Origin of the sequence: Bifidobacterium avesanii (genome assembly GCF_009299475.1) — a bacterium.
Lineage (GTDB): Bacteria > Actinomycetota > Actinomycetes > Actinomycetales > Bifidobacteriaceae > Bifidobacterium > Bifidobacterium avesanii.
Window position 1 is genome coordinate 1 of sequence record NZ_WBSN01000004.1, and the last position, 14,321, is coordinate 14,321.

At 66.8% G+C, this 14,321-nt stretch carries 11 protein-coding genes and 1 tRNA gene; 11 read left to right on the forward strand and 1 reads right to left on the reverse strand.

Annotation, left to right across the window (positions count from 1 at the left end; all coding sequences use genetic code 11):
* The 5 genes from DSM100685_RS03115 to pyk form a co-directional block, all read left to right on the forward strand.
* A partial coding sequence (locus tag DSM100685_RS03115; RefSeq protein ID WP_152349903.1) for an IS3 family transposase occupies positions 1–127 on the forward strand: 127 nt, incomplete at its 5' end.
* A 215-nt stretch (positions 128–342) separates the two neighbouring features.
* The gene (coaE, locus tag DSM100685_RS03120) at positions 343–1,098 is read left to right on the forward strand and encodes a dephospho-CoA kinase (protein WP_239512632.1); all 756 of its coding nucleotides are present in this window, start codon (positions 343–345) and stop codon (positions 1,096–1,098) included.
* A gap of 12 nt (positions 1,099–1,110) precedes the next feature.
* Complete coding sequence (gene uvrB / locus DSM100685_RS03125) at positions 1,111–3,222, forward strand: excinuclease ABC subunit UvrB (RefSeq protein ID WP_152349904.1); 2,112 nt, start codon at positions 1,111–1,113, stop codon at positions 3,220–3,222.
* 43 nt (positions 3,223–3,265) lie between these two features.
* Positions 3,266–4,273 carry a TerC family protein gene (locus tag DSM100685_RS03130; protein WP_152349905.1) on the forward strand — a complete coding sequence of 336 codons (1,008 nt, stop codon included), beginning with the start codon at positions 3,266–3,268 and terminating at the stop codon, positions 4,271–4,273.
* Between the two features lie 247 nt (positions 4,274–4,520).
* Positions 4,521–5,963 (forward strand): pyruvate kinase, encoded by a 1,443-nt coding sequence (gene pyk / locus DSM100685_RS03135; RefSeq protein ID WP_152349906.1) that lies wholly within the window; start codon positions 4,521–4,523, stop codon positions 5,961–5,963.
* A 138-nt stretch (positions 5,964–6,101) separates the two neighbouring features.
* Here pyk and DSM100685_RS03140 read toward each other — a convergent pair whose 3' ends face one another.
* The gene (locus DSM100685_RS03140; protein ID WP_152349907.1) at positions 6,102–6,701 is read right to left on the reverse strand and encodes an NUDIX domain-containing protein; all 600 of its coding nucleotides are present in this window, start codon (positions 6,699–6,701) and stop codon (positions 6,102–6,104) included.
* Between the two features lie 137 nt (positions 6,702–6,838).
* On the opposite strand from DSM100685_RS03140, the gene DSM100685_RS03145 reads away from it, so the two are divergent.
* From DSM100685_RS03145 to glgX, 6 genes are all read left to right on the forward strand, one after another.
* Positions 6,839–6,912, forward strand: a tRNA-Leu gene (locus tag DSM100685_RS03145).
* A 91-nt stretch (positions 6,913–7,003) separates the two neighbouring features.
* A complete protein-coding gene (locus DSM100685_RS03150; RefSeq protein WP_152350036.1) occupies positions 7,004–7,597 on the forward strand; it encodes an ANTAR domain-containing response regulator in 594 nt (197 codons plus the stop codon).
* Positions 7,598–7,601: 4 nt separating this feature from the next.
* Entirely contained in the window at positions 7,602–10,415 is a 2,814-nt protein-coding gene (polA, locus tag DSM100685_RS03155) for a DNA polymerase I (protein WP_152349908.1), read from the forward strand.
* Positions 10,416–10,476: 61 nt separating this feature from the next.
* Positions 10,477–11,370, forward strand: a complete 894-nt coding sequence (locus DSM100685_RS03160; RefSeq protein WP_152349909.1) for a Nif3-like dinuclear metal center hexameric protein — start codon at positions 10,477–10,479, stop codon at positions 11,368–11,370.
* Positions 11,363–12,037 carry an NUDIX hydrolase gene (locus tag DSM100685_RS03165; protein ID WP_152349910.1) on the forward strand — a complete coding sequence of 225 codons (675 nt, stop codon included), beginning with the start codon at positions 11,363–11,365 and terminating at the stop codon, positions 12,035–12,037. Before DSM100685_RS03160 ends, DSM100685_RS03165 begins: the two co-directional genes overlap by 8 nt.
* Before the next feature lie 69 nt (positions 12,038–12,106).
* A complete protein-coding gene (gene glgX, locus DSM100685_RS03170; protein ID WP_163200912.1) occupies positions 12,107–14,227 on the forward strand; it encodes a glycogen debranching protein GlgX in 2,121 nt (706 codons plus the stop codon).
* Positions 14,228–14,321 lie beyond the last annotated feature (94 nt).

Here is a 14,321-nt window from a genome sequence, read left to right on the forward strand (position 1 = left end):
GGGCTACGACGAGTTCCACGCGCGCCTGGCCGCCTACCTGTCCCATTACAATGGGACCCGTATCAAGAAGTCGCTGGGCTGGATGAGCCCGGTGCAATACCGCAGACACCTTGGGCTGGCGGTGTAGCCGTCCAAGAAAAAGTCCGCACCCCCAATCAGGCCGCAGCGCATCGGATTCGCTCAATTTGTCGGATCGTGTGTCCGGATTGAGCGAATCGGGTTTGCGGCAAGCCGATTTGTGCCGTGCCGCACTGGACTCGCTCATTTTGAGGTCATGCTTAGCGGAATGTGCGGGACGGATTGAGCGGATTCAGTGCGACGCCCGTCACGGCACGTGGCACAATGGGCGTCATGATGATTCGAGTGGGGCTCACGGGCGGGATCGCCGCGGGCAAGAGCACGGTGGCGGCGCGGCTGAGGGAGCTGGGCGCCGCGCACATCGATTACGATGCGATCGCGCACGGGATCACGCAGCCCGGGGGAGCGGCGCTGCCGGCGATCAGGCGCGAGTTCGGTCCCGAGGCGATCAACCCGGACGGCTCGCTCAACCGCGTGTGGATGGCCGAACACGTGTTCGGCGCGCATGCCGCTTCGGACGCGCGCGAACGGCTGGACGCGATCGAACACCCGCTCATCTACGACGAGGCGCGATGGCAGGAGGCGAACGCCGTCATGGCCGCGCAGCGCGATGGCCGCGATGCCGAGAGCAGGACCGATGGCGGGGAACCGGACGGGAGCGCGGCGCATGGCGAATCCGGAACCTGGGAAGGCGCGGATCCGGACGAGGACGACCGTCCGCTCGTGGTGGTGCACGACGTGCCGCTGCTGGCCGAGGTGATCGAATCCATGCCGTTCGAGTTCGACCATGTAGTGACCGTGGAGGCGCCGGAGGAGACGCGCATCGAGCGCATGGAGGCGACCCGCGGCATGACGCGCGAACAGGCGGAGGACCGCATCCGCCACCAGTCCACGCCGGAGGAGCGTGAGGAGATCGCCGACGCGGTGATCGACTCGACGCAGCCCCTAGAACAAATGTTCGCACAGGTTGATAGGCTGTACCGCAGTTGGATCGCCGAGTGCGGGGAAGGCCGCGAATAGCAGGGAGGCGTGATGGGCTTCAACATCGAGCGCACGAACAAGCCGTTCGTCGTCAAGTCGCCGTACAAGCCGAGCGGAGACCAGCCGCAGGCCATCGACGAGCTGGCGCGGCGCATCGAGAACGGCGAGAACGACGTGGTGCTCATGGGCGCCACCGGCACCGGCAAGACCGCCACCACCGCGTGGCTGATCGAACGGCTGCAGCGCCCCACGCTCATCATCGAGCCTAACAAGACGCTGGCCGCGCAGCTGTGCGCCGAGTTCCGCGAGCTCATGCCGGACAACGCCGTGAGCTACTTCGTCTCCTACTACGACTACTACCAGCCCGAGGCGTACATCCCCCAGACGGACACGTACATCGAGAAGGACTCGAACATCAACGACGACGTGGAGCGCCTGCGCCACGCCGCCACCGCGAACCTGCTCACCCGGCGCGACTGCGTGGTCGTCGCCACCGTCTCCTGCATCTACGGCCTCGGCACGCCGGAGGAGTACGCCGGGCGCATGCTGCTGCTGCACGAGGGCCAGCAGATCGACCGCGACCAGCTGCTGCGCAAGTTCGTGGACATGCAGTACAAGCGCAACGACATCGCCTTCACGCGCGGCACGTTCCGCGTGCGCGGCGACACCGTCGAGATCATCCCCGTGTACGAGGAGCTCGCCGTGCGCATCGAGTTCTTCGGCGACGAGATCGACCGCATCTCCACGCTGCACCCGCTCACCGGCGACGAGATCGCGCACGAGACGCAGGTGCACATCTTCCCGGCGTCGCACTACGTGGCCGGCCCCGAACGCATGGAGCGGGCCCTCAAAACCATCAAGGAGGAGCTCGACCAGCGTACCGCGGAGCTGCGCAAGCAGGGCAAGGAGCTCGAGGCGCAGCGCCTGACCATGCGCACCACGTACGACCTCGAGATGCTCACGCAGGTGGGCGTCTGCTCCGGCGTGGAGAACTACTCGCGGCACTTCGACGGCCGCGCGCCCGGCACGCCGCCGCACACCCTGCTCGACTTCTTCCCCGACGACTTCCTGCTCGTCATCGACGAGTCGCACGTGACCGTCCCGCAGATCGGCGCCATGTACGAGGGCGACGCCTCCCGCAAGCGCACGCTCGTGGAGCACGGCTTCCGCCTGCCGTCCGCGATGGACAACCGCCCGCTCAAATGGCCGGAGTTCCTCGACCGCGTGGGCCAGACCGTGTACCTGTCCGCCACGCCCGGCGACTACGAGCTGGGCCTTTCGGACGGCGTGGTCGAGCAGATCATCCGCCCGACCGGCCTGCTGGACCCGAAGGTGGAGGTGCGCCCGGTCGAGGGGCAGATCGACGACCTGCTCGCGGAGATCAAGGACCGCGTGGCCAGGAACGAGCGCGCGCTGGTCACCACGCTCACCAAGAAGATGGCCGAGGACCTTACGGCGTACCTGCTCGAGCGGGACGTCAAAGTGGAGTACTTGCACTCCGACGTGGACACGCTGCGTCGCGTGGAGCTGCTGCGTGAGTTGCGCGAGGGCAAGATCGACGTGATCGTGGGCATCAACCTGCTGCGCGAGGGCCTCGACCTGCCGGAGGTCTCGCTCGTGGCCATCCTCGACGCGGACAAGGAGGGCTTCCTGCGCTCGTACCGCTCGCTCATCCAGACCATCGGCCGCGCGGCCCGCAACGTGTCCGGCACGGTGATCATGTACGCGGACGAGGTCACCGACGCCATGCACAAGGCCATCGACGAGACCGAGCGCCGCCGCGCCAAGCAGATCGCGTACAACAAGGAGCACGGCATCGACCCGAAGCCGCTCATCAAGAAGATCAGCGACGTCAACGACATGCTCGCCAAGGAGGACGTGGACACCCAGACCCTGCTCGCCGGCGGATACCGCAACGCCGGCAAGGCGGGCAACACGCACCTCGGCGTGCCCACGGCCAACGCCGAGGAGGCCCAGCGGCGCCACGAGGAGATCCTCAGGGCGGGTTTGCCCGCGCAGGATCTCGCCGACCTGATCCGCCAGCTGAGCGAACAGATGCACACCGCCGCCGAACAGCTCCAGTTCGAGCTCGCGGCCCGCCTGCGCGACGAGATCCGCGACCTCAAGAAGGAGCTGCGGCAGATGACCAAGGCGCAGGAGTAGTCTCGGCATATGGGCGTCAGCGCCTTTTCCTATGCTGGTGCCTATGGCTGAAACCCCTCTTGCGTTTGAAATCGGCACCTTTGTGGTGCTTGCGATCTTCTTCATCGTCGATCTGCTCATCATCGGGCGGCGCCCGCACATCCCGTCCACCAAGGAATGCGTGCAGCACATCGCGTTCTTCGTGGTCATGGCGCTGATCTTCGGCGGGTGCATCTGGTTCTTCGCCGGCTCCAAGCCCGCCATCGAGTTCTACTCCGGATGGCTCACCGAATACTCGCTGAGCATCGACAACCTGTTCGTCTTCGTCATCATCATGTCCAACTTCGCCGTGCCGAAGGTCTACCAGAAGTACGTGCTGTCCGTGGGCATCACCGTCGCGCTCGTGCTGCGCGGCTGCTTCATCCTCGTCGGCGCCGCGATCATCGAGCGCTTCACCTGGGTGTTCTTCCTGTTCGGCGCGTTCCTCATCTACACCGCCATCGGCCTGGTCAGGGGCGACGACGACGATGAGGAATACAAGGAGAACGGCGTCATCCGCATGCTGCGCAAGGTCGTCAAGATCTCCGACGACTACGACGGCGAGAAGCTCAGGACCGTCAAGGGCGGCGTGAAGTACTGGACGCCCATGCTCATCGTGTTCCTCGCCATCGGCACCACGGACGTGATGTTCGCGTTCGACTCCATCCCCGCGATCTTCGGCCTGACCAAGGATCCGTTCCTGGTGTTCACCTCCAACGTGTTCGCTCTGCTCGGCCTGCAGCAGCTGTACTTCCTGCTCGGCGCCCTGCTCGACAAGCTCGTCTACCTGCCGCTGGGCCTCGCCGTGGTGCTCGGCTTCATCGGCGTCAAGCTCATCATGGAGGCCCTGCACGGCAACTCGCTGCCCTTCATCAACGGCGGCCAGCCGGTGCACTGGGTGCCGGAGATCCCCACGTGGCTCTCGCTCGCGGTGATCGTCGTGTCCATCGGCGCGGCGGCCGTGGCGTCCGTGCTCAAGATGAAGTCTTTGGAAACGAAGGGTGACGCGAAGGCCGAGGTGACGGCCGAGTAACGCGCCGTCCGGCGTTCGCGTTCTCCGGAAAGGGCGTTCCGCATTCGCGTGCGGGGCGCCCTTTTCCGCGTCTTATCGGGGATTCCGGCCGTTTCCGGCGTTCCCACGTCCAGCATGTGAGCGTTCACAACACGCTAGGCGCCTCAATCTCGACCACGTCCCCGAAAACTAGTAGACTGTCCCTTGGCAATTGAGAGGGTTTGGAAAAACCCCGATACCACCAACTACAAGAAATAGGCAGGCATTCATGCGCAAAGCCAAGATCGTAGATACCATCGGTCCCGCTACCGAATCGCTCGACGGCATCACCAAGCTCGTCGCGGCCGGTATGGACGTCGCTCGTCTGAACCGCTCGCACGGCACCCCGGAGGACCACCTCAAGGTGTACAACAACGTGCGCGAGGCCGCCAAGGCCTCCGGCCGCAACGTGGCCGTGCTGGTTGATCTGCAGGGCCCGAAGATCCGCTGCGGCTGGTTCAAGAAGAACGCCGAGGGCGAGGACAAGGTCCAGCTCACCGAGGGCCAGGAGTTCGTCATCACCACCGACGACGTCGAGGGCGACGAGCACATCACCTCCACCACCTTCAAGGGCCTGCCGGGCGACTGCCACCCGGGCGACCCGATCCTGATCGACGACGGCAAGGTCCGCCTCGAGGTCACCAAGGTCGAGGGCAACAACGTGCACACCAAGGTCGTCGTGGCCGGTCCGGTCTCCTCCCACAAGGGCATCAACCTGCCCGGCGTGGCCGTGAGCCTGCCCGCCCTGACCGAGAAGGACGAGGCCGACCTGCGCTGGGCCATCCGCACCGGCGCCGACATCATCGCCATGTCCTTCGTGCGCTTCGCCACCGACATCGACCGCGCCCACGAGATCATGGACGAGGAAGGCCGCCGCATCCCGATCGTCGCGAAGATCGAGAAGCCGCAGGCCCTCGCCAACCTCGAGGACATCGTCAAGACCTTCGACGGCATCATGGCCGCCCGTGGCGACATGGCCGTCGAGTGCCCGCTCGAGGAGGTCCCGCTGGCCACCAAGCGCATCATCGAGCTGTCCCGCAAGTACGCCAAGCCCGTGATCGTGGCCACCGAGGTGCTCGGCTCCATGGTCCACTCCCCGGTGCCGTCCCGCGCCGAGGCCTCCGACTGCGCCAACGCCGTGCTTGACGGCGCCGACGCCACGATGACCTCCAACGAGACCGCCGTCGGCGAGTACCCGGACGTCACCGTCGCCACCATGGCCCGCATCTCCAACTTCGCCACCGAGCACGGCTTCGAGCGCATCCCGGAGCTGAAGAACCTCGACATGTCCGCCACCGGCGCCGTTTCCTCCGCCGCCGTGGATCTGGCCGAGAAGCTCAACGCCAAGGCCATCGTCGCCTACACCCAGACCGGCTCCACCGTGCACCGCGTGTCCCGCGAGCGCCCGGCCACCCCGATCTACGCCCTGACCACCAACGAGCACACCTACCACTGGCTGGCTCTGAGCTGGGGCACCGAAGCCTTCCTGCTGGACAAGGACTACCACGACCTGTCCCGCAAGGACCTCATGGCCTTCACCGACGCGACCCTCAAGGCCGCCGGCAAGGTCGAGGACGGCGACAAGATCGTCATCCTGAGCTCCGCCCAGGGCGATCACGAGCCGGGCCGTACCGACTCCATCTACGTCCACACCGTCGGCTCCGCCGAGTGACCGTAGCGTCGCATGCGTAGCGTCGCATAGCGCGAACGCGTAGCGAACATAGGCAAGGGCCCGTCGACCGGAAGCGATTCCGATCGGCGGGCCCTTGCTCGTTATGTTTGCGGTGTTTGCGGTATGCGCCCCGCCGGCCTACTCGCCGAGCGTGCGCAGGCCCATGTGGGCGCGCAGGATGGCGATCATCGACTTGGCGTCGCAGATGGTGCCGTTGAGGACCATCTGGTAGGCGTCCTCCAGCGGGAACATGCGCACGTTGAAGCGCGGGCTCTCCGGGCCGATGCCCTCTTCGCGGGCCACCGGCGTGAGGCCCGAGGCATAGAACAGGCACGTGTGCTGCGTGGAGTAGCCGGGCGTGTTGAGGAAGCGCGAAAACTGCGCGTAGTGCTTGGCCTCGAATCCGGCCTCGTCGCGCAGCTTGCGGATCGCCACGTCCAGCGGGCGCTCGCCCGGGTTGTCGGCGTGGCCGGCGGGCAGCTCCAGCGTCCAGCGGTGGTTGGCGATGCGGTACTGTTCGATCAGCGGGATCTTGCCGTCGTCGGTGACGGCCAGCACGGCCACGGTCTCGCCGTTGTTCTCATGGATGAAGTAGCGTTCGAAGGAGCCGACCTGCGGGGATTCGAACGCCACGTGATCGACGTTGAAGTAATGGGTCTCGACGATCTGGTTGCGGGACACCTCCCTGACCGGGGACGGACGCCACGGATCGAAGGTGCGGAAGGTTTTGTCTGCCATGAGAAACTCCTTTGGTTGGGCTGCCTCCCATTGTAGTTGGGCCGGGCATCGCGGCCGGGAGGCGTCCCGCCGTGTCGCGTCGTGTTGCGCCGTGTCGGTCGGGCTGATATGGTACATTCTCTTGGAGCACCGAACAGGCCCTCGTATCCCAATTGGTAGAGGAAGCAGCCTCAAAATCTGCGCAGTGTGGGTTCGAGTCCCACCGAGGGCACTTTGGTTAGGTTCACACTGAAGGCGAACAGCGACGTACGCGGCGCCGGTGGGCCCAGCGGAAAAGGAAAGGGGCTGTCGTGGCAGACGATATGAACTATGAGGATGATTCCACCCGTCGCAAGGTCGTCGTGGCCGAGGACGAGGCGCTGATTCGCATGGACATCGTCGAGGCCCTCAACGACTCCGGCTACGACGTCGTGGGCCAGGCGGCCAACGGCGACGAGGCCGTGGAGCTCACCCGCGACCTCAAGCCGGACGTGGTGGTCATGGACGTCAAGATGCCCGGCAAGGACGGCATCACCGCCGCCACCGAAATCGCGGACATCGCCCCGGTCGTCATGCTCACCGCGTTCTCCCAGCGCAATCTGGTCGAGAAGGCCGCGGACGCCGGCGCCATGGCGTACGTCGTCAAGCCGTTCGTGCCGGAAAAGCTGCTGCCCGCCCTCGAGGTGGCCATCTCCCGCTTCGACCAGATCAACGCCCTGAAGGACGAGGTCACGGACATGAAGGCCCGCTTCGAGGCCCGCAAGCGCGTGGACCGCGCCAAGGGCCTGCTCATGGAGAACATGGGCCTGACGGAGTCCGAGGCGTTCCGCTGGATCCAGAAGACCTCCATGGACCGTCGCCTGACCATGCAGGAGGTGGCGGACGCCGTCATCGCGCAGGTCGAGGGCGATCGCTGATTCCATGACCGACGCGCATAACGAGCGCGGAACGCTGCTGGTCGTCGACGGCCACTCGCTGGCGTTCCGCGCCTTTTTCGCCATGCCCGTGGAAAGCTTCTCCACGTCCGGCGGGCAGGCCACGAACGCCGTGTGGGGCTTCGCCTCCATGCTCTCGCAGGTGATCGAATCCGAACATCCCACACATCTGGCGGTGGCGTTCGACGTCAAGGGAGGCACGTTCCGCAACGAGCTGCTGCCGCAGTACAAGGGCACGCGCGAGGCCGCGCCCGAGGAGCTGCTCACCCAGCTGCCGCTCATCCAGCGCATGCTCACGGCGCTCGGCGTGACGTACATCGAAAAGCCCGGATACGAGGGCGACGACGTGATCGGCACGCTCGCGCACATGGGCGACGACGCCGGCTACCGCACGCTCGTGCTGTCCGGCGACCGCGACGCGTTCCAGCTCATCGGCGGCAACATCACCGTGCTGTACCCCGGCCACCACTTCAAGGATTTGAAGCACATGACGGCCGAGGCGGTGGAGGAGAAGTACCACGTCAGCCCCGCGCTGTACCCGGACCTCGCGGCCCTGCGCGGCGAAACCGCGGACAACATCCCCGGCGTGCCGGGCGTGGGCGACGGCTTCGCGGCCAAGTGGATCAACCAGTTCGGCTCGCTCGACGGCGTGATCGAGCACGCCGACGAAATCGGCGGCAAGAAGGGCGAGGCCCTGCGCGCCAACATCGACCAGGTGCGCCTCAACCGCCGCGTCAACGCGCTGGTGACCGACCTCGACCTCGGCGTGTCCGTCGGCGACCTCACCTTCGGCAAGGTGGACGTCAAGGCCCTCGACGACGTGTTCGCCGACCTCGAATTCGGCGCGCGCACCCGCGCCCGCGTGCTCAAGGTGTTCTCCAACGGCGAGCCGGTCGAATCCGGCGACGGCGACGGCAGCGCGGCGGACGCCGTCGAGCTGCCGGAGCTGGCCGTGGACGAAGCGCCCGTGGCCGCGAAGGCGCTGGACGCATGGCTGGCCGCGCACGTCCCGCAAGCCCCGAGCGAAACCACGGCGGACGTGGGGCGCGCGTGGGTGCTGGACATGGCCGGCTCGGGCAAGCCCGGGCGCGCATCCTGGCGCGGACTGTCGATCGTGGCCGCGGACGGGCACGCGCTGCGCTTCACGCGCGACGGCCTCACCGGCTCCGACGCGGCCGGCGCGTTGGCCGAGGCCCTACGCTCGTTCATCATCGACCGTCTGCCCGGCGCCGTGGTCTACGGCTACAAGGAGCAGCGCCACATGCTCGCCGCGTTCGGCGTCGCGGACGCCCCCGCGCCGCTGTTCGACGCGCAGCTCGCCGGCTATCTGGTCCATCCCGACTTCCACGCCGACACGATCGAGCAGGCCGCCGAGCACTTCCTCGACCTCCACTTCGACGACGACGCGGCCGCGCAGGGCGAACTCGAGCTCGGCGACGACGAGGCGTCGGAGGAGTCCGGGGCGAACGCGGACGACGGCGCCGAACTGCGCCGGCTCGACCTGATCCGCCGCCTCGCCGCGCATCTGGCCCCGATCGTGGACGAGCGCGGACAGCGCAAGCTGCTCGACTCCATCGAGCTGCCGATCTCGCAGGTGCTCCAGCGCATGGAGTCCGTGGGCGCCGCCGTGGACTTGGAACGGCTCACGTCCATGCGGGACACGTTCGCAGCCGACGCCCGTCAGGCGCAGGAGATCGCCTGGGACGCGGCCGGCACGCGCGTGAACCTGCAAAGCCCCAAGCAGCTGCAGCAGGTGCTCTTCGAGGATATGGGCCTGAAGCCCCTGCGCCGCACCAAGGGCGGCTCGTACACCACCAACGCGGCCACGCTGCAGAGCCTGTACGCCCGTTCCGTGGACAACGAGCGAGCCAACAACTTCCTCGGCGCCCTCCTGCGGCACCGCGAGACCAACAAGCTCAAGCAGATCGTCACCACGCTCATCGACACCGTGAACCCGGACGACGGGCGCATCCACACCACGTTCGAGCAGACCGTGGCCGCCACCGGACGCCTGAGCTCCGCGGACCCGAACCTGCAGAACATCCCGAACCGCAACGCCGCCGGACGTGAGATCCGCTCCGCGTTCGTGCCGGGGGAGGGCTTCGAGTCGCTGCTGAGCTCCGACTACTCGCAGGTCGAGCTGCGCATCATGGCCGACCTGTCCGGCGACGAGGCGCTCATCGAGGCGTTCCGCTCCGGCACGGACTTCCACAAGTACGTGGCCAGTCTGGTCTACCAGCTGCCCATCGACGAGATCACACCCGACCAGCGCTCCCATGTCAAGGCGATGAGCTACGGCCTGGCCTACGGCCTGAGCACCTACGGGCTCGCGCAGCAGTTGAGGATCAGCCCCGCCGCCGCGGACGTGCTCAAGGAGAAGTACTTCGCCACGTTCGGCAAGGTGCACGACTACCTTGAGTCGCTGGTGGCGCAGGCGCGCCGCGACGGCTACACCGAGACGATGTTCGGCCGCCGCCGCTACTTCCCGGGCCTCAAGTCCCCGAATCGCAACGTGCGTGACGCCGCCGAGCGCGGCGCCCTCAACGCGCCGATCCAGGGCTCCGCCGCGGACATCATGAAGATCGCCATGATCCGCGCCGACAAGGCCCTGCGCGAGGCGGGCGTGAGGAGCCGGATCATCCTGCAGATCCACGACGAACTCGTGGTCGAGGTGGCGCACGGCGAGGCGGAGCGGGTCACCGAACTCGTGCGCGACGCCATGGAGCACGCCGTCACGCTCGCCGTGCCGCTGGACGTGTCCACGGGCATCGGCTCGGACTGGCAGCTCGCCGCGCACTGACCGGCCGCGACGGCCCGCGTAGACTGGTAGGCAGTGACACCGAGCCTCCAAGGAGGAACCAATGCCGAACCTCAAACAGGTCGTGGACGTGCTGGAACGCCTCTACCCGCTGCGCTACGCCGAATCATGGGACGAACCCGGACTCATCGTGGGCGCGCTCGACCACCCCGTGAACCGCATCTGCTGCGCCGCCGACCCCACGTCCGCCGTGGTGGACGAGGCCATCGCGCGCGGCGCCGACCTGCTGGTCTGCCACCATCCGCTCTTCTTCCGCTCGGTCCATCAGATCAGCGGGCTCGGATTCCGCGGCGACCTCGTCAACCGGCTCGTGGAGCACGGCTGCGCGCTGTGGGTGGGCCACACCAACGCCGACTCCGCCTACCGCGGCGTCGCATGGGCCGCCGCCGACCTGTTTGGGCTGAAGCCCGGGCACCGTCCGCTCGTGCCCATCGACGACCCCGCGAGCGAACACGAAATGGGGCTGGGCCGCGTGGGGGAGCTGCCCGAACCGATGCGGCTCATCGACTTCGCCCGCCGCGTGGCGCGCACGCTGCCGCACACCGAACTCGGCGTGCAGGTGTGCGGCGACCTCGAGGCTCCCGTGCGGCGCGTGGCCCTGCTGCCCGGCTCCGGCGACTCCATGTTCGACGAGGTGCGGGCCAGCGGCGCCGACGTGTACGTGACCAGCGACCTGCGCCACCATCCCGTCACCGACGCCATCGAACAGGCCCGCTACGAGGCCCGCATGCGCGACCGCGGCTTCGTGCTGGGGCGGGGCGACGCGCGCATCCGACCCGCGTTCGTCAACACCCCGCATTCGGCCATCGAATCCCTGTGGTTCGCCTACGCGGTCGAGGACGTGCCCGCCGCGGTCCTCGCCGACACGGGCGAGACCGTGGCGATGGAGCACATCGAACGCAACACCGACCCGTGGGAGGCGAGCATCCATGACTGAGCCCGAGACCGGAACCGAGGCCGGGCGCGCATCCCTCGACGCCGCGCTGGAGAACAGCTCCGACGGCATCGACATGGACCGCCCCGCCACCGTCGTCTCCCACGACGTGGTGTGGAGGGGCGTGGTCTTCGACGTGGACGACATGGCCATCGACCTGAACCGGCACGACGGGGGAGCGACGCGCATCCGCCGCCAGATCACCCGCCACCGGCCGTGTGTGGTGATGCTCGTGCACGACGAGGCACGCGACCTCTACCTGATGGAGCGCGAGTACCGCGCCGGCTCCGACCGCTACGCCCACGGGCTGCCGGCCGGGCTCATCGACGCGGGGGAGGACGTGGAGACCGCCGCGCTGCGCGAACTGGCCGAGGAGACCGGCGTGGCGCCCGACGGGCCCGAGGCCGTCGCCTTCGACCACGTGGGCGCGTTCTACTCGTCCGAGGGCATGAGCGACGAGCTCGCCAACATCATGGTCGTCCACCTCAAGGCGTGGCATGCCGTGGCGCGCCACTTCGACCCGGACGAGCACGTGGAGTCCGCGTGGGTGACGTTCGACCGGCTGCGCGCGGCGGGCGTGACGTCGTCCAACTCCGAGATCGCCATCCTGCACGAGGCGCTGCGGCGGGCCACGCGGACTCGCCGTGAAAACGGCGCGTCCAACGTTTGATTTCCCCGATGCGCGGGGAATGACGCAAGGCGGTGAGATACTAAAGATATGCAGATCAGACCAGGATCGATGTATCCGCTCGGCGCCAGCTACGACGGCGCGGGCGTGAATTTCGCCCTTTTCTCCCAAGTTGCGGAAAAGGTGGAGCTCTGTCTCTTCGACGACGACGGCAACGAGCGTCGCATCCAGATGACCGAGCAGAACTCGTACGTGTGGCACAACTACGTGCCCGGGCTCCAGCCGGGGCAGCTGTACGGCTACCGCGTCTACGGCCCGTACGACCCGGAGCGCGGCCTGAGGTGCAACCCCAGCAAGCTGCTGCTCGACCCGTACGCCAAGGCCATCGCCGGCATGGCGGACGGCGACGAAAGCCTGTTCTCTTACTGGTTCCGCAGCCCCGAGGACACGCACGCGATGAACGACCTCGACTCGGCCGACCACACAATGAAGTCCGCGGTCATCAACCCGTACTTCGACTGGGGCAACGACCAGCATCCGCGCATCCCGTACCACGACTCCGTGATCTACGAGGCCCACGTGCGCGGCATGACCAACCTCAACGACCGCGTGCCCCCGGAGATCCGCGGCACCTACGCGGGCCTCGCGTACCCGACCGTCATCGAATACCTGAAGAAGCTCGGCGTCACCGCCATCGAGCTCATGCCCATCCACCAGTTCGTCAACGACTCCTTCCTGCAGGAGAAGGGCCTGAGCAACTACTGGGGCTACAACACCATCGGCTTCTTCGCCCCGCACAATGGCTACTCCAGCTCCGGCGAGCACGGCGAGCAGGTCAACGAGTTCAAGTCCATGGTCAAGGCGTACCACAACGCCGGCATGGAGGTCATCCTCGACGTGGTGTACAACCACACCGCCGAGGGCAACCACTTGGGGCCCACGCTGAGCTTCAAGGGCATCGACAACCAGCAGTACTACCGCTTGGTCGACAACAGCCCCCGCCACTACTTCGACACCACCGGCACCGGCAACTCGCTGCTCATGCGCTCGCCGCACGCCCTGCAGCTCATCACCGACTCGCTGCGCTACTGGGTCACCGAAATGCACGTGGACGGCTTCCGCTTCGATCTGGCCGCCACGCTGGCCCGCCAGTTCCAGGAGGTGGACAAGCTGTCCGCGTTCTTCGACATCGTCGAGCAGGACCCGGTCATCAGTCGCGTCAAGCTCATCGCCGAACCGTGGGACCTCGGCTCCGGCGGATATCAGGTGGGCGGCTTCCCGTCCAGCTGGTCCGAATGGAACGGCCGGTACCGCGACTGCGTGCGCGACTTCTGGCGCTCGCAGCCGTCCACCCTGCCCGAATTCGCCAGCCGACTGCTCGGCAGCTCCGACCTGTATCAGGTCAACGGCCGCCGACCGGTCGCGTCCGTGAACTTCATCACCGCGCACGACGGCTTCACGCTCAACGACCTCGTGAGCTACAACGACAAGCACAACGAGGCCAACGGCGAGGGCAACCGCGACGGCGAAAGCCACAACCGCTCGTGGAACTGCGGCGTGGAGGGACCGACCAAGATCCATGACGTGACCGAGCTGCGCGCCCGCCAGTGCCGCAACTTCATGGCCACCCTGATGCTCAGCCAGGGCATCCCCATGATCTGCGGCGGCGACGAGATCCGCCGCACCCAGCAGGGCAACAACAACGCCTACTGCCAGGACAACGAGATCTCCTGGACGAACTGGGAGATGGGCCCCGAGCAGTCGGAGATGTGGCAGTTCACGCAGAAGCTCATCCACCTGCGCCTCGCGCATCCCGTGCTGCACCGCCGCCGCTTCTTCACCGGACGCGAGGCGGGCGACACGTCCGACATCGTGCCGCAGGTCGAATGGTTCGACCACACCGGCTCGATCATGGACCGCACCGACTGGGACAACACCCACGCGTTCACCGTGATGGTCTACCTCAACGGCAAGGACATCCCGGAGAAGGACTGGTTCGGCACCTCCATGGTGGACAACGACTTCCTGCTCATCTTCAACGCGTACTACGAGCCGATCGTGTTCACCCTGCCGGACGAGCGCTACGGCAAGAAGTGGCAGCTCGTGGTGGACACCTACAACCCCAAGGGGCCCGAACTGCGCTACGAGGCCGGGTTCGCCATCACCGCGCAGCCGCGCAGCTTCCTGCTGCTCATGAGCGCCGGCAAGCCCGAGCGGCCGAAGGACTTCTGAGTCTTCCGAGCCGGTCGGCCTTATACGAGTGATCCCCGCATTGCGTCGTGCAGTGCGGGGATCACTTCGTATGCGTGCCGAAGTCGCGGGTGAG

What these genes read in the sequence shown, in the direction of transcription:
- coaE (WP_239512632.1), top strand. Translation starts at nt 343, where the DNA reads ATGGGCGTCATGATGATTCGAGTGGGGCTCACGGGCGGGATCGCCGCG.
- uvrB (WP_152349904.1), top strand. Translation starts at nt 1,111, where the DNA reads ATGGGCTTCAACATCGAGCGCACGAACAAGCCGTTCGTCGTCAAGTCG.
- DSM100685_RS03130 (WP_152349905.1), top strand. Translation starts at nt 3,266, where the DNA reads ATGGCTGAAACCCCTCTTGCGTTTGAAATCGGCACCTTTGTGGTGCTT.
- pyk (WP_152349906.1), top strand. Translation starts at nt 4,521, where the DNA reads ATGCGCAAAGCCAAGATCGTAGATACCATCGGTCCCGCTACCGAATCG.
- DSM100685_RS03140 (WP_152349907.1), bottom strand. Translation starts at nt 6,701, where the DNA reads ATGGCAGACAAAACCTTCCGCACCTTCGATCCGTGGCGTCCGTCCCCG.
- DSM100685_RS03150 (WP_152350036.1), top strand. Translation starts at nt 7,004, where the DNA reads ATGAACTATGAGGATGATTCCACCCGTCGCAAGGTCGTCGTGGCCGAG.
- polA (WP_152349908.1), top strand. Translation starts at nt 7,602, where the DNA reads ATGACCGACGCGCATAACGAGCGCGGAACGCTGCTGGTCGTCGACGGC.
- DSM100685_RS03160 (WP_152349909.1), top strand. Translation starts at nt 10,477, where the DNA reads ATGCCGAACCTCAAACAGGTCGTGGACGTGCTGGAACGCCTCTACCCG.
- DSM100685_RS03165 (WP_152349910.1), top strand. Translation starts at nt 11,363, where the DNA reads ATGACTGAGCCCGAGACCGGAACCGAGGCCGGGCGCGCATCCCTCGAC.
- glgX (WP_163200912.1), top strand. Translation starts at nt 12,107, where the DNA reads ATGTATCCGCTCGGCGCCAGCTACGACGGCGCGGGCGTGAATTTCGCC.